Source organism: Streptomyces lancefieldiae (assembly GCF_031845825.1).
In the GTDB taxonomy this organism is placed as follows: Bacteria; Actinomycetota; Actinomycetes; order Streptomycetales; family Streptomycetaceae; genus Streptomyces; species Streptomyces lancefieldiae.
Genome location: NZ_JAVRFH010000014.1, coordinates 39,840 through 61,509, shown reverse-complemented (window position 1 = coordinate 61,509; position 21,670 = coordinate 39,840). Strand labels below are relative to the sequence as shown.

General features: G+C 70.9%; 24 protein-coding genes. 9 read left to right on the top strand and 15 right to left on the bottom strand.

Annotated features, from left to right (window positions below; translation table 11 throughout):
• Nucleotides 1–60 precede the first annotated feature (60 nt).
• Complete coding sequence (locus tag RM812_RS16575) at nt 61–1,128, top strand: hypothetical protein (protein WP_311573430.1); 1,068 nt, start codon at nt 61–63, stop codon at nt 1,126–1,128.
• A gap of 103 nt (nt 1,129–1,231) precedes the next feature.
• On the opposite strand, the gene RM812_RS16570 is transcribed toward RM812_RS16575, so the two are convergent.
• Nucleotides 1,232–1,420, bottom strand: coding sequence for a hypothetical protein (locus RM812_RS16570; protein WP_311573323.1), 189 nt, complete (start codon nt 1,418–1,420; stop codon nt 1,232–1,234).
• 181 nt (nt 1,421–1,601) lie between these two features.
• Here RM812_RS16570 and RM812_RS16565 point away from each other — a divergent pair, with 181 nt between their 5' ends.
• The gene (locus RM812_RS16565) at nt 1,602–2,747 is read left to right on the top strand and encodes a glutathione-independent formaldehyde dehydrogenase (protein WP_311573322.1); all 1,146 of its coding nucleotides are present in this window, start codon (nt 1,602–1,604) and stop codon (nt 2,745–2,747) included.
• 139 nt (nt 2,748–2,886) lie between these two features.
• A complete protein-coding gene (locus RM812_RS16560; protein ID WP_311573321.1) occupies nt 2,887–3,102 on the top strand; it encodes a hypothetical protein in 216 nt (71 codons plus the stop codon).
• A gap of 8 nt (nt 3,103–3,110) precedes the next feature.
• Here RM812_RS16560 and RM812_RS16555 read toward each other — a convergent pair whose 3' ends face one another.
• Nucleotides 3,111–3,458, bottom strand: coding sequence for a glutamate-cysteine ligase family protein (locus RM812_RS16555; protein ID WP_311573320.1), 348 nt, complete (start codon nt 3,456–3,458; stop codon nt 3,111–3,113).
• Between the two features lie 286 nt (nt 3,459–3,744).
• Between RM812_RS16555 and RM812_RS16550 the strand changes: the two genes are divergently transcribed.
• The 5 genes from RM812_RS16550 to RM812_RS16530 all read left to right on the top strand — a co-directional run bounded on the left by RM812_RS16550 (nt 3,745) and on the right by RM812_RS16530 (nt 7,874).
• The gene (locus RM812_RS16550) at nt 3,745–3,903 is read left to right on the top strand and encodes a hypothetical protein (RefSeq protein WP_311573319.1); all 159 of its coding nucleotides are present in this window, start codon (nt 3,745–3,747) and stop codon (nt 3,901–3,903) included.
• 547 nt (nt 3,904–4,450) lie between these two features.
• Nucleotides 4,451–5,167, top strand: a complete 717-nt coding sequence (locus RM812_RS16545; RefSeq protein ID WP_311573318.1) for a tRNA-dependent cyclodipeptide synthase — start codon at nt 4,451–4,453, stop codon at nt 5,165–5,167.
• Entirely contained in the window at nt 5,164–6,189 is a 1,026-nt protein-coding gene (locus RM812_RS16540) for a squalene/phytoene synthase family protein (RefSeq protein ID WP_311573317.1), read from the top strand. Before RM812_RS16545 ends, RM812_RS16540 begins: the two co-directional genes overlap by 4 nt.
• Before the next feature lie 27 nt (nt 6,190–6,216).
• On the top strand, nt 6,217–6,933 hold the full coding sequence (locus tag RM812_RS16535; RefSeq protein ID WP_311573316.1) for an aspartate/glutamate racemase family protein: 717 nt from the start codon (nt 6,217–6,219) through the stop codon (nt 6,931–6,933).
• Nucleotides 6,921–7,874 (top strand): SAM-dependent methyltransferase, encoded by a 954-nt coding sequence (locus RM812_RS16530; RefSeq protein ID WP_311573315.1) that lies wholly within the window; start codon nt 6,921–6,923, stop codon nt 7,872–7,874. The genes RM812_RS16535 and RM812_RS16530 overlap by 13 nt, the downstream gene beginning before the upstream one ends.
• A 53-nt stretch (nt 7,875–7,927) precedes the next feature.
• Here the strand turns inward: RM812_RS16530 and RM812_RS16525 are convergent, their stop codons facing one another.
• Nucleotides 7,928–8,500, bottom strand: coding sequence for a TetR/AcrR family transcriptional regulator (locus RM812_RS16525; protein WP_311573314.1), 573 nt, complete (start codon nt 8,498–8,500; stop codon nt 7,928–7,930).
• A 63-nt stretch (nt 8,501–8,563) separates the two neighbouring features.
• On the opposite strand from RM812_RS16525, the gene RM812_RS16520 reads away from it, so the two are divergent.
• Complete coding sequence (locus tag RM812_RS16520; protein ID WP_311573313.1) at nt 8,564–9,535, top strand: SDR family NAD(P)-dependent oxidoreductase; 972 nt, start codon at nt 8,564–8,566, stop codon at nt 9,533–9,535.
• 46 nt (nt 9,536–9,581) lie between these two features.
• Here RM812_RS16520 and RM812_RS16515 read toward each other — a convergent pair whose 3' ends face one another.
• The 12 genes from RM812_RS16515 to RM812_RS16460 form a co-directional block, all read right to left on the bottom strand.
• Nucleotides 9,582–10,823, bottom strand: coding sequence for a lytic transglycosylase domain-containing protein (locus tag RM812_RS16515; protein ID WP_311573312.1), 1,242 nt, complete (start codon nt 10,821–10,823; stop codon nt 9,582–9,584).
• A gap of 78 nt (nt 10,824–10,901) precedes the next feature.
• A complete protein-coding gene (locus RM812_RS16510; RefSeq protein ID WP_311573311.1) occupies nt 10,902–11,765 on the bottom strand; it encodes a hypothetical protein in 864 nt (287 codons plus the stop codon).
• Between the two features lie 27 nt (nt 11,766–11,792).
• Entirely contained in the window at nt 11,793–12,341 is a 549-nt protein-coding gene (locus RM812_RS16505; RefSeq protein ID WP_311573310.1) for a hypothetical protein, read from the bottom strand.
• 26 nt (nt 12,342–12,367) lie between these two features.
• Nucleotides 12,368–13,309 carry a hypothetical protein gene (locus tag RM812_RS16500; RefSeq protein WP_394816461.1) on the bottom strand — a complete coding sequence of 314 codons (942 nt, stop codon included), beginning with the start codon at nt 13,307–13,309 and terminating at the stop codon, nt 12,368–12,370.
• The gene (locus RM812_RS16495; protein ID WP_311573309.1) at nt 13,306–13,824 is read right to left on the bottom strand and encodes a hypothetical protein; all 519 of its coding nucleotides are present in this window, start codon (nt 13,822–13,824) and stop codon (nt 13,306–13,308) included. The genes RM812_RS16500 and RM812_RS16495 overlap by 4 nt, the downstream gene beginning before the upstream one ends.
• Nucleotides 13,821–15,107 carry an MlaD family protein gene (locus tag RM812_RS16490; RefSeq protein WP_311573308.1) on the bottom strand — a complete coding sequence of 429 codons (1,287 nt, stop codon included), beginning with the start codon at nt 15,105–15,107 and terminating at the stop codon, nt 13,821–13,823. Before RM812_RS16490 ends, RM812_RS16495 begins: the two co-directional genes overlap by 4 nt.
• The gene (locus tag RM812_RS16485; protein WP_311573428.1) at nt 15,104–16,318 is read right to left on the bottom strand and encodes an MCE family protein; all 1,215 of its coding nucleotides are present in this window, start codon (nt 16,316–16,318) and stop codon (nt 15,104–15,106) included. Before RM812_RS16485 ends, RM812_RS16490 begins: the two co-directional genes overlap by 4 nt.
• Nucleotides 16,319–16,422: 104 nt before the next feature.
• Complete coding sequence (locus RM812_RS16480) at nt 16,423–17,445, bottom strand: MCE family protein (protein ID WP_311573307.1); 1,023 nt, start codon at nt 17,443–17,445, stop codon at nt 16,423–16,425.
• Nucleotides 17,442–18,551, bottom strand: coding sequence for an MCE family protein (locus tag RM812_RS16475; RefSeq protein WP_311573306.1), 1,110 nt, complete (start codon nt 18,549–18,551; stop codon nt 17,442–17,444). The genes RM812_RS16480 and RM812_RS16475 overlap by 4 nt, the downstream gene beginning before the upstream one ends.
• Nucleotides 18,548–19,606: an MlaD family protein gene (locus tag RM812_RS16470; RefSeq protein WP_311573305.1), complete on the bottom strand. Its 1,059-nt coding sequence runs from the start codon at nt 19,604–19,606 to the stop codon at nt 18,548–18,550. The genes RM812_RS16475 and RM812_RS16470 overlap by 4 nt, the downstream gene beginning before the upstream one ends.
• Complete coding sequence (locus RM812_RS16465; protein ID WP_311573304.1) at nt 19,603–20,856, bottom strand: MCE family protein; 1,254 nt, start codon at nt 20,854–20,856, stop codon at nt 19,603–19,605. The genes RM812_RS16470 and RM812_RS16465 overlap by 4 nt, the downstream gene beginning before the upstream one ends.
• Nucleotide 20,857: 1 nt before the next feature.
• Entirely contained in the window at nt 20,858–21,664 is an 807-nt protein-coding gene (locus RM812_RS16460) for an MlaE family ABC transporter permease (protein WP_311573303.1), read from the bottom strand.
• Nucleotides 21,665–21,670: the final 6 nt, after the last annotated feature.

Here is a 21,670-nt window from a genome sequence, read left to right as displayed (position 1 = left end):
GATCGATCACACCGTGATCGGACCCACAAGGAGACCATCATCAGCGCCATACGCAAGACCCTGACCGCTACCGCCGTAGCCGGTGCCGTCCTCGCGGGCTCCGCCGCCTGCGGAACGGCGGAGCAGCTCTCCGCCGGCAGTAAGCTCGACAAGGCCTTCGACCAGCTCGGCAAGAAGAAGACGCTCTCCTTCGAGCTCGACCTGGACACCGATGTCGCGTCTTTGAAGGCGCTGGACGCCAAGTCCGAGCCGGCGCCCGGTGACGAGATCCCGGACGAGGCCGCCGAGCTGATCAGCGACGCGACGATCACGGTTTCCGTGCAGTCGAAGAAGCCGATCGAGGAGTCCGGCGAGAAGGACTTCGTCGGCATGGCCATGAAGATCAGCAATGCGGACGGCGATCTCGCCGAGTACCGCATGATCGGCGATTACGCCTACGTCCGTGCCGACTTCGACACCATCGGCCGGATGGCGGGCAGCCCTGCCCCGGCCGCCGAGGACCTGCCTCCGGAGGCCGGGGCCCTCAAGAGCGTCCTTGAAGGCAAGTGGGTGAAGTTCAACACCAAGGAGATGCGGGAGGCCGCCGCCGCGGGCGAGGAGGCCGAGGGCGGTCCCGCACCCGAGCCGACCCTCGACGCCAAGACGCAGAAGAAGCTCGCGGACGCCGTCCGCGCGATCATCGCCCGTGAGGTGGACTTCAAGACGGCCGACGGCGAGGACGGCACCGAGCACATCACCGCCACGGCTCCCTTCCGCACGCTGATCACCAAGCTGTTCGGCGAGATCCGTCCGCTGACGAAGGACCTGCCGCCGGGCATGGAGCTGCCGACGGACAAGGACCTGAAGGACGCCCCCGACACCAAGGTGACGGCGGACTTCACGCTCAAGAACGGCGAGCTGACCGAGGTGGACGTGGATCTCGCCGCGTTGGCCGAGAACGCCCAGGTCAAGAAGCTGGGTCTGACCCTGCGGATGAGCGACGGCACCAAGCCCACCGCCCCGGCCGATGCCACCGAGCTGAACCCGATGGAGCTCATGGAGGGCTTCTTCGGCGCTGCGATGACGGACGACGCCGAGTTTTCCGAGAGCGACCTCGCCGACCTGGACCTCGCGGAGGACGAGCTCTGATCGCACCGAGCTCGTACGCAACGGGCGCCGCGCTCGTCCGGTGACCAACCCGACGAGCGCGGTCCGCTCGTGCCGGCGGTGGCGGGCGCCGGCCCGACCGGGGTCACCTGTCGGCGGCGTCCTCTGCCCGGACGTCGGCGAACTCCCACCAGGCGAGCGGCAGCCAGTCCCCGCCGACGAAACCGTCGACGGATCCCCCGGTGCCCCGAATGGCCACGCGGGTCCCCTCCGGGTAAGTCGTCCCGGACAGCCCCGGGACCGGGACGAGCAGCCTACCGATGCGTCGTGACAAAGTTGCGGACCCTTCCGGAACGGGTGGACAGGGCCCCGGCGGCCCTGGTGCAAATTGTCTCATCATGTACCAGTCTGGAGTATGAGGTACAGCACAGAAGACCGGTCCGGCACTGCTGTTCCGAGTGTGAGCGATCAAGCACACACAAGCGATCAAGCACACCCAGTGGAGGTGCTCGAGCATGAGGGCCGTCGTGTACAAGGGACCGTTCGAAGTGGCGGTCGAGCAAGTGGAGGATCCCCGGATCCAGCACCCCAACGACGTGATCGTGCGCGTCACGTCCACCGCCATCTGCGGCTCCGACCTGCATATGTACGAGGGACGCACCGCCGCCGAGCCGGGCATCGTGTTCGGCCACGAGAACCTGGGAGTCGTGGAGGAGACCGGGGAGGGTGTGACGTCGCTCAGCCGGGGAGACCGGGTCGTCATGCCGTTCAACGTCGCCTGCGGCTTCTGCAAGAACTGCACGACGGGTTTCACGGGTTTCTGTCTGACGGTGAACCCGGGCTTCGCCGGCGGAGCCTACGGCTATGTCGCGATGGGGCCGTTCACGGGCGGCCAGGCCGAGTACGTGCGGGTGCCGTATGCCGACTTCAACTGCCTGAAGCTCCCCGAGGGCACCGAGAAGGAGACCGACTTCGTCCTGCTCGCCGACATCTTCCCGACCGGCTATCACGGCAACGAGCTGGCCGACGTGCGGCCCGGTGAGAGCGTCGCCGTCTACGGCGGTGGCCCGGTCGGTCTGATGGCGGCCTACTCGGCGATGCTGCGCGGCGCGAGCAAGGTGTTCGTGGTGGACCGGGTGGCGGAGCGGCTGCGGAAGGCCGAGGAGATCGGGGCCGTCCCCATCGATTTCACCGCGGGCAACGCGGCGGAGCAGATCAAGGAGCAGACCGGGGGCGAGGGCACGGACAAGGGCATCGACGCGGTCGGTTACCAGGCGCAGGCCGAGGCGCCCGGCAAGGATCGCGAGGAGCCGGCGACCGTCCTGAACTCGCTGGTCGAGACGGTCCGGCCGACGGGCGCTCTCGGGGTGCCGGGGCTGTACGTCCCGAGCGATCCCGGCGGACCGGACGAACAGGCCAAGCACGGCATGCTCATGGTCGCGATCGGGCGTCTCTTCGAGAAGGGACTGCGCATGGGCACCGGGCAGTGCAACGTCAAGCGTTACAACCGCCGGCTACGGGACATGATCATCGAGGGCCGCGCGACGCCCGGCTTCGTCGTATCGCACGAGCTGCCCCTCGAGCAGGCTCCGACCGCGTACGACAAGTTCGACAAGCGGGTCGAGGGCTACACGAAGGTCGTACTCCACCCGCAGGCCTGAAGACGCCTCGCGGCACTCGGGGGCCCTTCGGGGCGGCGGCGCCATCCGGGTGGTCCCTGGCCGTGTCGGGCGATCGGCCCGAACCCGGTTGGCCATGCTGGCCCGGAGTGACACCCTTCCTGGCGACAAGGAGCACAGTATGCCGACGGACCCGGTCGGACGTTTCCTGGCGGCTCTGGACCCGGACCACCGGGAGGCCGTCGGCGCCAAGCCGCGAAAGGAACAGGAACGGCTCGCGGCGACCTGGGAACAAGAACTGGAAACGGACACCGAGCTCGACACTCTCGACGAGCTGTCCCCGTCTGCGGCCGAGGCCGAGGCCGCCCGCCGCGTCCTGGACCGCGGAACCGGCTAGGCCGGCCTTCACGCCGGTCGGGTAACGAGGAGCATGCCCTCGTCGACGACCGCCTCGGCCTCCAGCAGGTCGGCGGCAACCTGGTCGAAGTGCTCCGCGGAGGAGAAGTGCGGCGGCGGCCCGAAGACGGGCAGGGCGTGCGCCACCATGGTCCGCCAACTGGCATATCGGGTGTCGCGCTCCGCCCAGAAGGGGGAGTTGGCCGACAGCGCGACCAGCACCTGCGACCACGGACGCAGATGGCTGCCGACCAGGACCGCCTCCTCGGCAAGGTAGCGGGGATCGCCGCGAAGCGTCGTGGAGCCCGGCGCACCCAGTACGGGAGTGCCGGAAGCGTGGCCCCGGACCCCTGGCATTCCATGAGCTCGCCGGAGAACCGATCACCCGGCAGGGCCATGGCTCCCGGAAGGATCTGCGAGGACCATCGGCCACGGCGCGACCGTCGGCGGCGGTCAGGAAAGCTCCTCCTCCACCCCGAGGGTCGGCCGAACCCCGTTCGTCACTGTCATGCGCCCACCGTTCCCGCCACCGACCGGGACCGCCATGTGAAGGCCGCGCCTGCGCAGATGCGTGATCCCCCGATCGGCCGCATCCTGGTAGCGGCCCGCCCAGGTGCCACAGACCGACCCGCCGGGAGGTGCTGTGATCCTGTTCGCCCTGCTCGTGCCCGTGGTGATGATGGGTCTTCTCTTCGGTATGACCGCCTTCGAAGAGCACTTGTTTCCACAGCCGGAAGTCACGGACGACGCCGGCCCGCCGCACCACGGCCGGGAAGGGCAGCACCGGCACCCGGCCGGTTGACGGGGGTGGTGGGCTCACGCTGGGCAATCTCCGTGCCGTGGAGATTGCCCAGCGCTGCTTTTCAGAGACGCGGGAGCAGAATCGCCCATTCGAGTGAGAGCATGGCCGGGGGGAAATGGGTAAGCACATGACTGGGGCGGCTACAACTGCTCTCAGAAGATGTGGGCGCGACTCTCCGGGGAGGGAGGGCAAATGCCCTGCGGTCGCACCTCGGACTTTCTGTCTGATTGTCAGTTTTTCCTTGTAGTGGCTGATCCCTCTGTATGCCGCGGTCGGGCAATCGCGTGTTTATCGCGGCCGATTCCGGCAGCGGCTGGTTCACCGGAAGACCACCCGTGCGGGGACCGGCTACGTTCACGGCAGTCGGCACACCCGGCGCCGACCTGACCGGGAGACATTCCCCATCCGGGGATCTGCGTGGCCGTGCAGGCGCGGCGCGTTCATTCATCACGGAGACGGCCCCGGATATTGTGAATCCGGGCTGCGGAAGCATTCGGTCCGGCTGGTCTGTGTGGCCTGTCGTACAGGGAAGGTGACTCTGACTCCAATGAGGACTGACCATTCTTTTGTGGTGGAACCGTACAGCGAGAATTGCCGGGCGGTGTACGGGCGGCGGGAGCATGTCGTTGTCGGGGTGAGTCCCGGGAACAGTTATTTCCGGGTCGGCCTGCTGGCCGACCTGCTCGGCTGGCTACGTGCGGAGTTCAAACAGATCGATGTGGTGATTCCGGACTCCGCCCTGGTGCATACCTATGTGGCCTTGGGATATCCGGCCGAGAAGGCATCGAAGAAGGCACACGCGGAGACGAGCGTGCTGCGCAACCGTGTACTTCGGGCCTGGGAGATGTCCGGAAACCCGAGGGACGTCGACGGGGTGCACCGTATGTCGGAGCTGAGCTCCCACAGCTGCTACCAGAAGCTGCTGGCGAGCGCCGAGGGCATACTGACCGGCGACCCTCGGTTGCGGGAGACCGCGCTGGGGATGAGCCGGGAGGTGCTGCTGGCACGGCGGCCCGGCTGTGACCCGACGTGCCATCAGCTCGAACACGCGCTGCGGTACATCACGGCGGAACTGCCGTTCTTCCTGGGCTCGGCGGAAATCTTCGGGGTGCCGTCGTCCCTCTGCTTCTACCACCAGCGCATCCCACTGGCGAACGACCTGTTCGCGGGCCGGTCCGGGCTGCGCGCCCCGGAGCGGCAGGGATACGCGGTGATCCGCCCGCGACACCATGCCGAAAACCGGCAGAAGGGGAGCACGACGTGACCGCCAAGGAGATCCGGGCCGCGGGCCTGACCGACCCTCACCTGTCCGTGGTCTATGCGGCGTGCGACGCCTTTCTGCGGAAGCGCAATTCGGCGGCGTATCCGGCGGCCCGGCTGCTGCTGGCTCCGGACAAGCGCCCTTACTGGGACGCGATTCTGGCCTTCTCCACGTACGTGGACGACCTCATCGACGACCCGGAGTGGCCGGTCGCCGAGCGAACGGCACGGGCAGAGGCGTACGAACGGAACGTGTTCTCCCTGATGGCCGGTGACGATCCCTGGGCCGACGGGACGGCGAGCGGACAGAGCCGGACGGGACGGCACCTGGCACACGCCTTCAGCCACTTCGTGCGTACCTGGAACATCCCCGCGGACTCGGTCCGGACCTTCATGACGACCATCCGCACGGACCTCGAGGTCGCGCAGTATCCGTCGTTCACTGATCTGGAGCGGTACATCCACGGCGTGTGCGTGCAGGGCGTCTTGTGGGGCAACGCGCTGCTCATGCCCGGGGGGCGAAGGGAGCCGGAGGCGGAGCGGAAGGCGGCGGCCGCGAGTTTCGGGCTGCAGCTCACCGACTACCTGCGGGATCTGGCCGAGGACCTCGGTGACGGGCGGCTCTACCTGCCGCTGGAGGACCTGACCGCGTTCGGTCTGTCCCGGGACGAGGTGGACTGGGCGGCACAGCGGGCGCGGATGACCCCGAAGTTGCGCGAGCTGGTGCGCTTCGAGGTGGAGCGGGCCGACCGGTACTTCACCGAGGCCGCCGACTGGTGGCGGCTGGTGGACCCTCCCGCCCGGGAGCTGCCCCGGCAGTACGTACGGCTGGGCCGGTTCTCCCTGGAACGCATCATCCGGTCCGACTACGACCTCTTCCGCACCCCGCCCCGGGCACACGTGGTGTGCGGAGCGTCCTCGGGCGCCAGCTTCTCCCTGGGGCTGACCCTGGTGACCGCCCAACGCCTGGCCACCGCACTGCGGCCCCGTGACGCCTGCCGCCCTCTGCCCGACGCCCAGCCCTGACACTCCGCCCGTGATCGGAGACCGCCCATGCGCCTCACCGTCGTCATGCCCGGCAGCGCCGAGCACCTCCCGCTGGTACGCAAGGAATGCGAGCAATGGACCGCCACCGACACCGAAGTGGAGGTCGTGGCGCTCGGCGACGACGTGGGGTCGGTCGCCTCCCGCTACGAGATCGCCCTGGCCGCACCCGCGATCCTGGCCGAGGTGGTCAAGGCCGCGACATCCGGCAGCGACGGAGTGTTCATCGACTGCGCCGGCGACCCGGCCGTGCACGCCGCCCGCGAGGTGGTGGACATCCCGGTCGTCGGCGGCTTCCAGCCCGCCCTGCTCACCGCGCTGGCACTGGGTCACCGCGTGGGGGTCATCAGCGTGCTGCCCGGCGTGGTGCCGATCTTCCGTGAGCTGATCCGGCACGACGCGCTGAGCGAACGCTGCGGCTCCGTGCGGGTCATCAACACTCCCACACTGTCCGTGCATGATCAGGCCACCCTGGTCGACCACCTCCACACCCAGGCGTCGCAGGCCGTGGCCGCCGGCGAGGCCGATGTCATCGTGCTCGGCTGCACCGGTTTCATCGGCGTCGCCTCGGCGCTCCAGGACCTGCTGGCGGCTGACGGGCAGTACGTCCCGGTCGTCGACCCCACCGGCGCCGCACTCACCTGGCTGGAGAGCGCTGTCCGCATGAAGGTACGGCCCAGCCGGACCACCTACACCCCGCCACCGGAGATGACATGGCTGTCCTGAAGGACCACGAGCAGGAAGACGGGCCGACGCGCGACGAGCCGTCCGGGGGCAAGCCGGTTGTCGGGGACTTCTACGACCTGGTCACGGACTTCTGCAGGTCGGCGTCGGGCACGGAGGCCCTGCACAAGGGGTACTTCGACGGCCCGGCGGATCCGGCGCCGCTGGCTCAGGCCGCCGACCGGCTGACCAGACTGATCGGCGAACGGCTCAGGCTGGGGCCCGGGACCGCACTGCTCGACATCGGCTGCGGCAGCGGGCAGCCCGCCCGGCTGCTCGCCGAGGAGACCGGCTGCGCGGTCACCGGTACCGACATCGCCGTCCGGCAACTTGCCACCGCCCAGCGCCGCGCGGCGACAACGCAGCACGATGGCCGCCTCGTCTTCCACCACGCCGAGGCCACCGCGCTCCCCTTCCCCGCAAAGACGTTCGATCGAGCCTTGATGATGGAGGTCCTCACCCACCTGCCGGATACGCCGGGCCCGCGCGGCAAGGGAGCGGCGCTGGCGCAGGCCGCCCGTTGCCTGCGGGCCGACGGCCTGCTGGTGCTGGCCGACCTGATGCACCTCCCCGCACGACTGGGGAGCGGACCGGAACCGGCGGAGGTGCCGTCCATGCATGTCTCCACGCCGGAACGGCTGCTGACTCTGCTCGACGCCGCGGGATTCGACCCGGTCGGTGTGGAGGACCTGAGCGAGCAGGTCCGGCCCACCAGTCCGCGGGCTTGCCGGGCGATCGACGAGCAGCGGCAACCCCTGACGAACACCTACGGGGAAGCGGCCGTCGCATCGATGACCGCGCTCATGGAGGAACTGGCCCGGGCCGAGTACGAACTCGGCTACATGGTGATCACCGCCGCCGTACGGACCACCAGAGGCGGCCGGCCCGCATCCATCGAGCGGGAGCAAGCATCGGCCGGCCCGGTCACGATGTCCTCGTCCTGAGCCCGCCGAACCCGCCGCCCGCCACTTCGGCCCGAAGCGTCCTGGCCGCGTTTTCAGCGCACCAGGAGATCGATGGCGACCTCCAGTCGTTCGAGGTAGAACTCGCGTGATGCGGCCTGATGCTTGAGGCCGATCGATGCGCTGATCATCGTCTGTGCGACAGGGGCCGCCGCCTCTCGTCCCGAATCGACGGCGATCGCGTCCGTGATCAGTTCCTCGAAACGTCGCGGCGCGGTGTCGACGATCTCTCCGAGGAGGTCGGGGTTGCCTTCGATGACCGCCGCGACGTCGCGGGTCAGCGGGCCGATGTAGCGGCCCGCCCACTGGTCGAACGCCTCGACGAGGCGTTCTGGAAGGGGGCGGCCGGTGTCCGCCAGGACGTGTTCGACCGCGGTGATGTCCCGCTCCAATGCCTGGGTGACCGCAGCACGGAAGAGAGCCTCTTTCGAGGAGAAGAGGAAGTAGAGCCCGGGCCGGGAGATGCGCGCCGCCCGCGCCACCTCCTCCATCGAGGTCTTCCGGTAACCGAATCGCGCGAACGTGACCATGGCGGAGTCCAGAACCACGGTTCGACGGTCGGTATCGGCGACTGTCGGCGGTGCGTGGCCTGCATCGGGACTGCTCATGAAGCGAGCATACGAGCGAGAGCCGCACTATACAAATATGGTCCAGTGCGTATAGTCACCGCCGTGAATACTCGCAGACCCATCTCCACGCCCTTCACCGCCTCCAGCACCGCGGAGGAGGTGCTGCGGGGCGCTGACCTCACCGGCGTCCGCGCGATCGTGACGGGAGGTTCCTCGGGAATCGGCAACGAGACGGCTCGCGTGTTGACCGCTGCCGGAGCGGAGGTGACGCTCGCTGTCCGGAACACGGCTGCGGGTGACACCGTCGCCGAGACGATCGCGAAGTCGACCGGAGGGATCCGGCCCCGAGTCGCCCGGCTCGACCTCGCCGACAGGACCTCCGTCACGCGCTTCGTCGACGCGTGGGGCGGCCCGCTTCACCTGCTGATCAACAACGCGGGCGTCGTCACCGGCGGCCTCGAACGCACGCGTGAGGGATGGGAGTTGCAATTCGCGACGAACCATGTCGGCCACTTCGCCCTGGCCACCGGTCTTCACGACGCCCTGGCCCTGGGAGCGTCCGACCGCGACGGAGCACGGATCGTCTCGGTCAGTTCGACGGCGCACATGCGTTCCGGAATCGACTTCGACGACCTCCACTTCGAGCGTCGCAGCTACGACCCGCAGATCGCCTACGCCCAGTCGAAGACGGCGAACTCCCTCTTCGCCGTCGAGGCGACCCGCCTATGGGCGTCCGACGGCATCATCGCCCAGGCGGTGAACCCGGGCGGTGTCGCCACGAGGCTGCAGCGGAACTTCACGCCGGCCCAGAAGGAGTCGCTCGACGCGGCCGAGGCCGCCGGAGTCTTCACGTACAAAACGGTCGAGCAGGGTGCCGCCACCAGCATCGTCGCGGCCGTCGCCCCCGAGTTCGCTCACTCCGGAGGCCACTACCTCGACGATTCACGAGAGGCCTACACCGTGCCGAACGACGCCGACCTCGCGCAGCACCCGCACGGTGTCAAGGAATGGGCGCTCGATCCCGCCACCGCCGAGCGCCTCTGGGCTGTCTCGACCGACCTGCTCCGTGTCTGACCCACGGGTCCGGTGGCACGCGGCCCGCGGAGACGACCACGCCCGCTCAGGCCGGACAGGTCGGCTCGACCTCGGGGGTGCTGGGGTCGGCGGTGGGTGGGGCGCCGGTGTCCGGGGAGGGGCTCGCCGAGCCGGAGGGACAGTCCTGCGGCGTGCCGGGGTGGGAGGTCGGTGTCGAGGGACCGGTGGGGGACGACGTGGGCGAGGGGTCCGCGGTCGGGGTGTCCGACGGGGAGGGGCCGGGGGACTGACCCGGCGATTGGGACGGACCGGGCCCCGTCACGGACGGGGACGGCTCGATCGTGGGCGAGGGCGCGGAGGACGGGGCGGAAGGGCTCGGGTCCGGGCCGATGATGATCCCGCCCTCGCCTCCTGCGCCCTCCTTGCCTCCTGACCCCTCGCCGTCGGCGCCGTCGACCGGCTCCGTCGCCGGGGTGTCGCTTCCGGCCCCCGGCGAATGCGGTACGACCCCCCTGCCGTCGGGCACGGTGTGCACGCCTCGGCGGTAGAAGTCCAGCCAGTGGCGGACCAGGGCGAGGTAGGAACGCGAGTGGTTGTAACTGAGGATCGCCTGGTCCAGGTCCCCGGCGCGGCTCAGGTTCCGCTCCCCGGCGCACAGGTAGTGTCCGGCCGCCAGAGCCGCGTCGAAGATGTTGTTGGGGTCGGACCGGCCGTCGCCGTTGCCGTCCGCGCCCCACCGCGCCCACGTCGACGGCAGGAACTGCATGGGCCCCACCGCCCGGTCGTACACGGTGTCGCCGTCGTGGACACCTCCGTCGGTGTCGCGGATCAGGGCGAAACCGCGGCCGTCGAGCGCCGGGCCCGTGATGCGGCCCAGGGTGGTGCCGAACCGGTCGACCGCGCCGCCGCGTGCCTGCCCGGACTCCACCTTGCCGATCGCCGCGAGCAGCTCCCAGGGCAGGCGACACCCCGGATCCGTCCGGCCCACCGACTTCTCCGCGGCGCGGTAGGCGCGCAGCACGGTGCCGGGGATGCCGGACTCGGCCCGGACCCTGGCAGCCTGCCCGGCACGAGGCGCGATGTCCGTGATGGCCAGGGGCGGGAGTTCCGTGTGGTAGGAGCCGTCGTCCGGCGGGGCCTGCTCGGTGTACGGAACGTCCGGGAACGGAGCACGCCGGTCGTCGGCGACCGGGCGGCCTTCCCCCTTCTGCGGGAGGCCGGGCGCCTGGGAGGCGGTGAGCGCGGCCACCGCGGCGACGGCGATGGCGGTGGCCCGCAGGCCTTGCCGGGTCCGGGCGGGCAGACGTCGGGCGCGGTGTGCGGGCATGGCGGTCACTCCCTGGTCGGTCGAGGGTCGCTGCGGTGGTGGCGGGGGCTGCACGGGGGTGGGCGCCCGGGACGATGCTCAGCGGTCGAAGGTGTCGATGCCCGAGACGAGCCAACGGCCGTCGCGCAGCACGACGTCGACGGCGAACATCGCCCCGGCGTACGTGCCTTGGTCCCGCGCCTGCTCCTCCCCCGCCTGCCCCGCCTTGTGCTCGTCCCCTGGCGTCGCGCCCTTCGTGTCGCCGGCGGTGCTGACGCTGCTCTGGTCGGCGTAGACCAGGACCCGGGCCCGGTCGCCCTGGATGCGCTCGACCGCGCTGTCGGTGACCGTGGTGGTGATCACGGCCTTCTGCTGGTCGGCACGCGTGCGGAGGTCACCGAGCAGGACCCGGTGCTGTTCGACGGCCCTACCCGTCAACCAGCCCTTCACGGCCTTGTCGAAGGCGCTGGGGTCGGCGTGGTCGTACGAGAAGAGCGCGGCGACCGCCTTGGCCGTGTGTCCCTTGACCTCGCTGGTGCGGGCGATGTCGGTCAGGGCGGTGTTGCGTGCCGCGGGGTCGTCACGGAGTCCTTCGGCGCGGGCGTGTGCCCAACCGGCGAAGCCGCCGAGGGCGACGGTCAGCAGGCACAGCAGCACGAGCGCCCACGGACGGGGGCGTCGCGCGGTCCGCGTCGGCCGAGGGGTCGCGTCCGGTCGTTCCTTCTCGTCCGGCCGTTCCGACAGGTCCGACCGTTCCGACAGGTCCGACGGGTCCGACGGGTCCGACGGGTCCGACCGGACCGCTCCGGCCGCGGGGGTAGGTGCGGTGTCGCGCTCGGACAGCACGGCCAGGCCGGTACCGGCCGCGCCCACCGTGCGCCGAGCGTCCGGGGCCTGCGTCCGCTGGGCCTCGCGGGCCTGGCGGCGGCGCCGCCCGTTGATGTGGTGCCGGGTCGTCGGCATCGTGTGTCGTCCTCTCCTCCGGCCGGGTCAGCCGGCCGGCGTGCCGCCGACGGGAGCCTGGCCCAGGGCGCTGAGCTTCCAGTGACCGCCGGTGCGGGTCAGTTCGCCGAGCATGCGGCTGTCCTTGTCGGTGCTCGCGTCACCGGGCGCCTTCACCGTCACCCGCAGGGCGACGAGCACCCGGGCGCGGCCGGCCCGGTCGTCGAGTTCGGTGAGGGCGCCGGACAGCACCCGTGCGGTGGTGACCGTCTTGGCGGCCTTCACCTGGGTGGCGAACTCAGCTCGCCCGGCGGCCAGTTGCTCGTGCAGGTCTCCGGTCGTCGAGGACTCCCACAGGTCGAGGCCCCGATCGAGGCTTCGGTGGTCGAGGGTGTTGAGGTTCTGCACGGCCTGCTCACCGGCCGCGAGGGCCTCGTCGCGCTGCACGGCGTACGCCGCCGTGTCGTCGTGCGCCGCGTCGTACCAGTCCCAGCCCGTCCACACCGCGAAGCCCCCCGCCACAAGGGTGAGGGCGAGGGCGAGGGCCGTGACCGGCAGCGCCCGGAGTCCGGTCGGCGGGACGACCACGCGTCTCATGAGTGCTCTCCTCCCCCGCGCCGGCTTCAGTGGGTCCTGATGTCGACGATCCGCCACTGGTCCTCCTCCCATCGCGCGGTGACCGTGAGCTGGGCCGCCGCGGAGGTGGTGCCGTCCTTGCCGCGGTGGGACGTCTGGTCGAGGAAGACCAGCAGTCGCGCGTGGTCGCCGTCGAGTTCGATCACTCCGGTGCGTACGGCCTGGGTGCTCAGGGTGACGCGCTGCTGTGCGAGGTCCGCCCGTATGCGGCCCATCAGCTCGGTGTACTGACGGGCCGCGCGCCCTCCGAGGACGGAGCGCGCGGACCGCTCGGTGGCCTCGACTCCGTCCGGCGTGTAGGAGAAGACGCGAGCGAGGGCGTTGCCGACGTCACCGGCGACGCGGGTGCTCGCTCCGGCGTCGGTCAACGCCTGGTTCTCGGCCGACGGGGTGTCCCGCAACTGGTGGGCTTCGTGGAAGAATCCGCAGCCGGCCAGGACGAGCGCGGCGGCACACGCCGCCAGGACGGCCTGCCGGAGCCGGCCGCGCGAAGGGCGACGGAGGTCCGGGCTCGGCACCGCGGCGCCGTCGTCCTGCTCGGCCGTCCTGTCGTCCCCGGCCTCGGCACGGCTCCCGGCCTCCGCCTCCGCGCCGGCGTCGTGACCGGCTTCCACGCCGTTGTCGGCCTCCGCGCCGTTCCCGGCCTCGGCGCCGTTGTCGGCCTCCGCGCCGTTCCCGGCTTCCGCCCAGGTGTCGGCCTCCGCACCGGTTTCGGTCCCCTCGCCGTGCTCGGCGGCCGTGCCGGACACCGCCTCCGTACCGGGGCCGGCAGCGATGCCGGACGCGCTCTGCGGGCCGGCCCCGTCCTCCTGCGGCGCCCGGCCGCCTTCGGGACGCGTGTCCTCGTCGCGGTCGGCGCCGGGCGACGGGCCCTCTCCGCCCGGGGCGGCGGAGTCCCGTGATCGCCTGATGTGCAGCAGCCGTGTCATCGGCCGTCGTCCTCCTCAGCCGTCCGCGCGAGCGGTACCGCGCTCACTGCCCTGACCTTCCATTCGCCCTCACCCGTGCGGGCCAGGACCGCTTCCAGACGCTTGCGGTCCGTGGTCGTCCGCTTCGCTCCGGCGGGCGTGACCTCGATGCGCACGGTCGCGATGAGCTTGGCGGTGCCCGCCCGCGTGTCGAGGGCGGTGAGGGCGGCCTCCGTGACCGTGCCCCGCGCCGAGGCCCCCTTCTCGGGCCGGGTACGCCCGAGTTCCTCCCGCAGCGGGCCCGTCGAGGCGGCACGCCAGGCCTGGAGGCTCACCTGTGCGCGCTCCCGTGAGGAGGCGTCGAGGGTGTGGAGCGCGGAGAGGCGGTCGCGCCCGTCGACGAGCGCTTCGTCGCGCTCACGGCCGTAGGCGAGCGAATCGTCACCGCGTGCCTGCGCGTAGGTCCACGCGCCGGTGCCGCAGAAGGCCAGTGCCAGCGCCAGGCCCGCCCCGGCGAGGAGCCGGGCCCGCCTCATCGGCCGTCCTCCGTGTCCGCGCCGAGAAGCCCCGCGAGGCCCTGCGCCCCGGCCCCGCCCACGTTCGGCAGCGCGAGGGCGCCCGGAAGCGGCGTGGCGGACGTACTCGTGGACGTGGGCGGCTTCCCGCTGCCGGAGGGGAGGGAACCGGGCCTGGCCGGATCGGGCACCGCGCCGCCCCGGGGCGCGTTGGCGGAGCCTCTCACGTTGACTCCGCTCGCGGCCGGGGCGGTGCAGGAGGCGCCGGTGTTGAGAGCGGGGGCGGTGCCGAGGTCCAGTCCGTTGCGGTAGCGGGTGCCGCCGTATCCGGTGGTGCAGGGCAGAGGGCTGAAGAAGGTGACGGCCAGGCCCAGCTTCATCGTTCCTCCGTCGACGGCGGTGGCGCCGGCGGAGACGGCCGCCGGGTACTTCACGAGCAGTTCCTCGATGCCGCGCTGCCTGGTGACGGCGACCTCGGACGTGGTCAGCAGGTTGGCGAGGACGACGCCCAGGCTGGGGTCGAGGTCCCTGAGAAGGCCGCTGACCTGGGAGGCGGCCTCTGGCGTGACGGTGAGCAGCCGGCGCAGGTCCGCGTCGGAGCCCTTGAGGGTGCGGGCGAGTTCCTCGGCGCCGTCGGCGAAACCGCGGATGGCCTCCGCCTCCTCGGCCTGGGTGCGCAGCACCGTCTCCCCGTCGGTGAGCAGACGAGTGGTGGACGGCAGGGCCCGGTCGGCGGCCTCGACGAAGGCGCTGCCGTTGTCCAGCAGTGCCTGGAGGTCGTCGCCGTGCCCTTCGAACGCCTTGCCCAACTCGTCGACGACCGTGCGGAGGTCCTCCAGCGGCACCGAGCGGGTGAGGTCGTTCAGGCTGGTGAGGACGTCGGTGACGGGAGCCGGCACCTCCGTGTCGGGCTGTTCGATGCGAGTGCCCTGGGCGAGGTAGGGCCCCGTGTCGCTCTCGGGCCGCAGGTCGATGTACTGCTCGCCGACCGCGGAGAGCCCGGCCACGACGGCTCGTGTGTCGGCGGGGATGCGGGGGGCGGACTTCTTGATGCGCAGGTGCGCGACCACGCCGTCGGCGGTGAGGTCGATCGGGCCGACCCGGCCCACCGACACGCCCCGGTAGGTGACGTCCGAGTGAGTGAACAGGCCACCGGTACGCGGCAGTTCGACGTCGACGGTGTAGTAGTCGGCGACGCCGACGTACCGGCCGAGGTCCGCGTAGCGGATGCCGACGAAGCCGAGGACGAGGACGGCGATGACCAGGAAGGCGAGGTTCTTGAGGCGTACGGCGAGGGTGATCATCCCTGTGCGCCTCCGTTCCCGGACGGCGTCGGCACGGAGGGCAGGGGCAGGGGGGCCGAGGGAGCGGAACCGGTCCCGGCGCCGGACCTCTTCCCGGTCGCGGCACCCCGCCCGCTCTGCGGGGAGGCGGAGGGGGAGGGGGAGGGGGTGCTCCGGGGCACCAGCGGCGGGATGACCTGTGTGCCGGGGGCTGCCGTCATGTTCAGGTACACGTTGAGGTAGTCGCCCTTCACCCCGTTCAGCACCTCGTCCGTGAAGGGGTAGGTGAGCAGCACCTGAAGGGAGTCGGGGAGGTCGGTGCCGGCGTCGGCGAGCGCCTTCAGGGTGGGTGCGATGGCTTTGAGGTCGGCGACCATGTCGTCCTTGCTCGCTTCGACGGTGGAGACGGCGACCCCGGACAGCGTGTCCAGGGAGCGCAGCATGGTGAGCAGGGAGCCGCGCTGTTCGTGCAGGGTCTTCAGCCCGGGTGAGAGGTCGGTCAGGACGGTGCGTACGTCGTCCTTGCGGCCGGCGAGCGTCGAGGCCAGCCGGTTGACGCCGTCGAGGGCGTCGGTGATGTCGCCGCGGTGGTCGTCGAGGTTGGCCACCAGTTCCTCGACGCGCTTGAGCATCGAGCGGACCTCGGGCTCGCGACCGCCGAGGGCCTTGTTGAGCTCCTGGGTGATGGTCTTGAGCTGGTTGACGCCACCGCCGTTGAGCAGCAGGGACAGGGCGCCGAACACTTCCTCGACCTCGGTGTTGCGGCCCGTGCGCGACAGCGGGATGACGGCGCCGTCGCCGAGCCTCCCCGGGGCGGCCGACGTGGCGGGCGCGACCAGCTGGATGTACTTCTCGCCGAGCAGGCTGGACTGTTCGAGGCGGGCGGCGGCGTCGGCGGGCAGCCGTACGTCGCCGTTGATCTCCATGGTGACGCGGGCCGACCAGTCGTCACCGTCGAGGCGGATGGCGGTGACCCGGCCGACGGCGACGTCGTTGACCTTGACCGCGGCCTGGGGCACGAGGCTGAGGACGTCGTCGAGTTCGGCGCTGACGGTGTAGGGGTGGGAGCCGAGGTCGGCGCCACCGGGCAGGGACAGGTCCTCGATGCCGCCGAAGCGCGGGGCGGTGGCGGAGAACGCGCCGAGGGCCAGGGCGAAGCCGAGTCCGAGGGCGAGGAGTCCGCCCAGCCCGGCGCCGACGGCCGTACCGGTGGTGAGCGCTCCCCGCCTCACCGTACCGTGGCCCTCCACCCGGTCGGCCCGCGCGGTCTCCACCCGGTCCTCGCCCGGGGCCTGAACCGGGTCGGTCCCCGTTCCCCGGCGCCGTATGACGCGCTTCACTTCTTCCCACCCCCCGAGGTGGTGGTGGAGCCTCCGGTCGCCGGCAGGGGCAGCAACGGGCCGCCCATGCTGATCTCGTTGAGGTTGGCGCGACCGTCGAGCATGCCGGTGTCGGTGTCGTAGGCGCCGACGATGTTGCCCGCGGCCAGCGGTGCGACGTCCAGGGTTTCGGCCAGCGAGGTGCGCTGCCGGACCAGGGTCTCGGTGATCGGCACCAGCTTGTCGACGTTCTTCTTCAGCTCGCCCCGGTTGTCCTTGATGAAGGTCTTCACCTGGCTCAGGGCGGTGCCCAGTTCCTCCAGGGCGCCGGCCAGGTCGTCCTTGTTGTCGGCGAAGAAACCGACGACCGTGTCCAGGCGTTCCTGGGCGGTGCGTACGTCTGTGTCCTTCTCCTCGAGCATGGTGGTGAAGGTCTGCAGGCGGCTGAGGGTGGTGAACAGGTCGTCACTGGAGCCGTCGAGGGTCTTGGCGGCCTTGCCGAACTCCTCGATGGCGTCACCGATGGCCTCGCCGTTGCCGTCGAGGTTGGCGGCGCCGGTCTTCAGCAGGTCGGACAGGGCACCGGCTGAGTTGGCCCCGTCGGGGCCCAGTGCCTTGCTGAGGTCGGTGATCGACGCGTAGAGCTGGTCGATCTCGACCGGGGTGCGGTTGCGGGAGGCGGGCAGTACGGCGCCGTCGGCGAGCGTCCGTCCGGAGCGGTAGGCCGGGGTGAGCTGCACATAGCGGTCGGCGACGACGCTGGGTGCGACCACCAGGGCGCGGGCCGAGGCGGGGACGCGTACGCCGGCGTCGAGCGCGAGCTCGACCCGCACCCGGGTGCCCTGGGGCCGTACCGACTCCACCTCGCCGACCCGGACGCCGAGGATGCGCAGGTCGGAGCCGGCGTAGATACCGACGGCGCGGTCGAAGTAGGCGGTCAGTCGGGTGCCGGTGGAGTCGAGGGCCCGTACCGTGGCCAGTCCCGCGGCGACCACGGCGAGGGCGATCGCGGCCGAGAGGAGTCTTCTGCGTCTGCTCATCGCTCACCGCTCCCCCGGGCCGCCGCCTGCTGCTTCGGCGGCATGCACCCGGTCGTGGGCTGGGACTGTGCGGGCAGGTAGTCGCGGGGCACGACCCCGCAGAGGTAGCTGTCGAACCAGCGGCCGTTGCCGAGGGTGTTGCCGACGAGGCGGTAGTAGGGGCCGACCAGGGCCAGCGTCCGGTCCAGCTGGGTGCTGTTCTCCTCCAGGACGGTGGTGACACGGCCGAGTGCCTTGAGGGTGGGCCCCAGTTGCTTGTCGTTGTCCTCGACCAGGCCGCCCAGTTCGGTACCGAGGTCGCGACTGCCCTCCAGGAGGGCGCTGATGGCGTCACGGCGGTCCCGCAGTTCACCGAGCAGGGGACCCGCGTCCTCGATGAGCGTCTCGAAGCTGGACTTCTTGTTCTCCAGCGTCTTGGTGAACTCGGCGCTGCCCTTCAGGAGTTCGGACAGCTCGCGATCGCGCTTCGACACGGACTTCGACAGGTCGGACAGGCCGGTGGCGGCTTTGCGGACGTGCGGCGGCGAGTCCTCGAAGGTCTCCGAGATGGTCTCGAAGCTCTTGGCGAGCTGCTGGGTGTCGATGGCGTCGACGGTGCCGCTGAGGTCCTGGAAGGCCTGGGTGACGTCGTACGGGGAGGTGGTGCGGGCCTGCGGGATGCGGGTGCCGGGGTCCTGCCGGCCCGAGCCGAGCGGGTCGAGGGCCAGGTACTTGTCGCCGAGCAGCGTCTTGATGGCGATGGCTGCGGTGGTCCGGTCGCCGATCCAGGCGTCCTCCACCGCGAAGCTGACCTTCACCCGGTCGCCGTCGAGCGTGACGCCGGTGACCTCGCCGACCTTGACGCCGGCGATGCGCACCTCGTCGCCCTCGTCGAGGCCGGCCGCCTCGGTGAAGTCGGCGCTGTAGGTGGTACCGCCGCCGGTCAGGGGCAGCCGATCGGCGTTGTAGGCGAAGACGGTGAGCAGGGCCAGCAGGAGCAGACCGACGACCGCCACGACGACCGGGTCGCGGTCCTTGACCGGCTTCAGGCGCGGCCGGCGCGAGCGGCGTGGCCCGGGGACGGCGGCGGGTTCGCTGCGGCGTTCGCGCCGCGGCAGCAGGCTCATGCGCCGCACCTCGCTTCGGTGACCGCGATGCCGGTCGGCGGGTCGGAGCCGTCGGAGGTGGTCACTCCGCCCACGCGTGCCTCGCAGAGGTAGAGGTTGAACCAGGATCCGTACGAGGACAGGCGGCCCAGGGCGGTCATCTTGGCGGGCGTCCTGGCCAGGAAGTCCTCGATCTGCGGGGTGGCGTCGCCGAGATTGCCGGAGAGGCGGCCCAGTTCGCGGATGTCCCGCTTGAGCGGTTCGCGTCCCTCGTCGAGGAGGTCGGCGGTCACGGTGGTGAGGTCGCCCATGGCCGCGACGGCCTTGCCCAGGGGCTTGCGGTCGTCGTTGAAGCCGGTGACGAGCTTCTGGAGGGTGTCGACGAGGTCGTCGAAGTCGGCCTCGCGGTCGTTGAGGGTGGTCACGACCGTGTTGAGGTTCTTCACCACCTCGCCGATGACCTTGTCCTTCGCGGCGACCGTCGTGCTGAGCGAGCCGATGTGCCGCACGAGGCTGTCGACGGTGCCGCCCTCGCCCTGGAGGACCTGCACGATGGAGCCGGCGAGTTCGTTGACGTCCTTGGGAGAGAGTCCCTCGAACAGGGGCTTGAAGCCGTTGAAGAGCAGGGTCAGGTCGAGCGCGGGGGCGGTGCGGTCGAGCGGGATGGTGTCGCCGCCGTCGAGGGTGCCGGTGAGGTCTCCGCTGCCCCGGTCCAGGGCGACGTAGCGCTGGCCGACCATGTTGAGGTACTTCACGGCGGCGGTCGTCGAGCGGGGCAGGGCCCGGTCGTCACCGACGGTGAAGGTGACCTGCGCGATCCTGCGGTCGACGACGCGGACGTCGGTGACCTCGCCGACCTCGACGCCGGAGATGCGCACGCTGTCGCCGTCGACGAGCCCGGTGGCGTCGGTGAACAGCGCCTTGTAGGAGAGGCTGTCGTCGCCGACGTCGGTGTCCGCGACGCTCAGGCCGAGGACGGTCGTGGCCAGCGCGGTCACCAGCAGGAAGGCCAGGGACTTCAGCAGCGGCCCGGTCAGCGGCCGGCGCCGGGTGTGGGCGGTGCGGCGGGGCGTCATCGCAGGGTCACCTCCGTGCCGCGCAGGACGGGACCCGCGAGCAGGCTGCTCCATTCGGGGAGGTCGGCGGGAGCCTTGCCCGTGGCCGGTGCGAGCAGTTCGTTGACGAGGTCGTTCTCCTGCGGGGAGTTGGCCGGGCCCAGGCCCTGGTCCGCCTCGGCGGGCAGTTGCACGGCCGGCCGCGCGGACACGCCGAGGTAGGGCACCGGGTAGCAGCGAGGGCCTCCCCCGGCTTCGTAGGCGGGGGTGTCGGCGCCGGGGCGGTAGGCGCCGCGGGAGGGCACCGTGGTGACGTCGACGCGCAGGCCGGGCCGGTCGGTGCCCTTGCCGAGGGCCTTGTCCATGGCCGGGACGAAGTCGGCGAGGGTGCGCAGGGTGCAGGGGAACGAGGAGGAGTACTCGGCGAGCAGTTCCAGGGTGGGCCGGGAGGCGGCGCTGAGCCGGATGATGTTGTCCTTGTTCTGCCGCAGGAAGGCGGTCACGTCCTCCGCCGTCCTCGTGGTGGCGCCGAGGGTGCCGGCCAGCTCGCTGTCCTTCTCGGCCAGGGTGCCGCTGGTGGTGGTGAAGTCGGTGAGGGCCGTGATGACGTCGGGTGCGACGTCCGCGTAGATGTGGCTGACCTTCACGAGTTCTTTCAGGTCGCGGTTGAGGGTGGGCAGTTGGGGGTTGAACTTCCGCAGGTGGGAGTCGAGGAGGGTGAGGGTGTCACCGAGCCGGTCGCCGCGTCCCTGGAGTGCCCGGGAGACGGCGGAGAGGGTGGCGGAGAGCTTCTGCGGCTGGACGGCGGTGAGCATCGGCAGCACGTTGTCGAGCACCTGTTGCAGTTCGACGGCGTTGGCGGAGCGGTCCTGCGGGATGACGGCGCCGGCGGCCAGCGGCCGTGCGGTCGACCCCGCGGGCGGGACCAGGGCGACGAACCGTTCGCCGAACAGGGTGGTCGGCAGCATCTGTGCGCGCACGTCGGCCGGTATGCCGGCGAGGGCGCCGGGCCGCAGGGCGAGGGTGAGCCGGGCGCCGTCGTCGGTGGCGTCGATGGCGCGCACCTCGCCGACGACCACACCGCGCAGCTTCACCTCGGCACCCCGGTGCATCTCGTTGCCGACGCTGCCGGTCTCCACGACCACCGGATCGGAGTCGGTGAACTTCTTGTCGTAGACGGCGACGGCCAGCCACGCCAGCAGCACGGGGACCACCAGGAACACCACTCCGGCGAGTCGGCGGCGCAGTGTCGCGCCTCGTGCACCGCTCATCTCAACCCGCCACCTTCACGGTCGTGGTGGCGCCCCACAGGGCCAGCGACAGGAAGAAGTCGGTGACGCTGATCAGCACGATGGCGTTGCGCACCGACCGGCCGACGGCGACGCCGACCCCGGCCGGGCCGCCGGAGGCGCGATAGCCGTAGTAGCAGTGGGCGATGATGACCATGACGCTGAAGAGGAGCACCTTCAGGACGGAGAGCAGCACGTCCGTCGGTGACAGGAACAGGTTGAAGTAGTGGTCGTAGGTGCCTCGTGACTGGCCGTTGAAGAGCACCGTGACGTAGCGGGACGCCAGGTAGGAGGAGAGCAGTCCGATGGCGTAGAGCGGCACGATGGCGACGACGCCGGCGATGATGCGCGTGGTGACCAGGTAGGGCAGGGAGCGGATGCCCATGCCCTCCAGGGCGTCGACCTCCTCGTTGATGCGCATGGCACCGAGTTGCGCGGTGAACCCGGCGCCGACGGTCGCCGACAGGGCGAGTCCGGCGACGAGCGGGGCGATCTCGCGGGTGTTGAAGTACGCGGAGACGAATCCGGTGAACGCGGCGGTGCCGATCTGGTCCAGGGCCGCGTACCCCTGGAGTCCGACGACGGTCCCGGTGAACAGGGTCATCGCGATCATCACGCCGATGGTGCCGCCGATGACCCCGAGGCCGCCGGTGCCGAAGGCGACCTCGGCCAGCAGCCTCTGCACCTCCTTGAGGTAGCGGCGCAGGGTGCGCGGGATCCAGAGCAGGGAGCGGGCGTAGAAGAGGAGTTGGTCGCCGGAGCGGTCGAGCCAGACGAGCGGGGAGGCCACCGGACC

Coding starts and splice junctions, on each gene's coding strand:
- RM812_RS16465 (WP_311573304.1), bottom strand. CDS start 20,856: ATGAGCGGTGCACGAGGCGCGACACTGCGCCGCCGACTCGCCGGAGTG.
- RM812_RS16510 (WP_311573311.1), bottom strand. CDS start 11,765: ATGCCGACGACCCGGCACCACATCAACGGGCGGCGCCGCCGCCAGGCC.
- RM812_RS16530 (WP_311573315.1), top strand. CDS start 6,921: ATGGCTGTCCTGAAGGACCACGAGCAGGAAGACGGGCCGACGCGCGAC.
- RM812_RS16495 (WP_311573309.1), bottom strand. CDS start 13,824: ATGAGGCGGGCCCGGCTCCTCGCCGGGGCGGGCCTGGCGCTGGCACTG.
- RM812_RS16500 (WP_394816461.1), bottom strand. CDS start 13,309: ATGACACGGCTGCTGCACATCAGGCGATCACGGGACTCCGCCGCCCCG.
- RM812_RS16555 (WP_311573320.1), bottom strand. CDS start 3,458: ATGCCAGGGGTCCGGGGCCACGCTTCCGGCACTCCCGTACTGGGTGCG.
- RM812_RS16565 (WP_311573322.1), top strand. CDS start 1,602: ATGAGGGCCGTCGTGTACAAGGGACCGTTCGAAGTGGCGGTCGAGCAA.
- RM812_RS16560 (WP_311573321.1), top strand. CDS start 2,887: ATGCCGACGGACCCGGTCGGACGTTTCCTGGCGGCTCTGGACCCGGAC.
- RM812_RS16535 (WP_311573316.1), top strand. CDS start 6,217: ATGCGCCTCACCGTCGTCATGCCCGGCAGCGCCGAGCACCTCCCGCTG.
- RM812_RS16515 (WP_311573312.1), bottom strand. CDS start 10,823: ATGCCCGCACACCGCGCCCGACGTCTGCCCGCCCGGACCCGGCAAGGC.
- RM812_RS16525 (WP_311573314.1), bottom strand. CDS start 8,500: ATGAGCAGTCCCGATGCAGGCCACGCACCGCCGACAGTCGCCGATACC.
- RM812_RS16480 (WP_311573307.1), bottom strand. CDS start 17,445: ATGAGCAGACGCAGAAGACTCCTCTCGGCCGCGATCGCCCTCGCCGTG.
- RM812_RS16475 (WP_311573306.1), bottom strand. CDS start 18,551: ATGAGCCTGCTGCCGCGGCGCGAACGCCGCAGCGAACCCGCCGCCGTC.
- RM812_RS16490 (WP_311573308.1), bottom strand. CDS start 15,107: ATGATCACCCTCGCCGTACGCCTCAAGAACCTCGCCTTCCTGGTCATC.
- RM812_RS16545 (WP_311573318.1), top strand. CDS start 4,451: ATGAGGACTGACCATTCTTTTGTGGTGGAACCGTACAGCGAGAATTGC.
- RM812_RS16470 (WP_311573305.1), bottom strand. CDS start 19,606: ATGACGCCCCGCCGCACCGCCCACACCCGGCGCCGGCCGCTGACCGGG.
- RM812_RS16505 (WP_311573310.1), bottom strand. CDS start 12,341: ATGAGACGCGTGGTCGTCCCGCCGACCGGACTCCGGGCGCTGCCGGTC.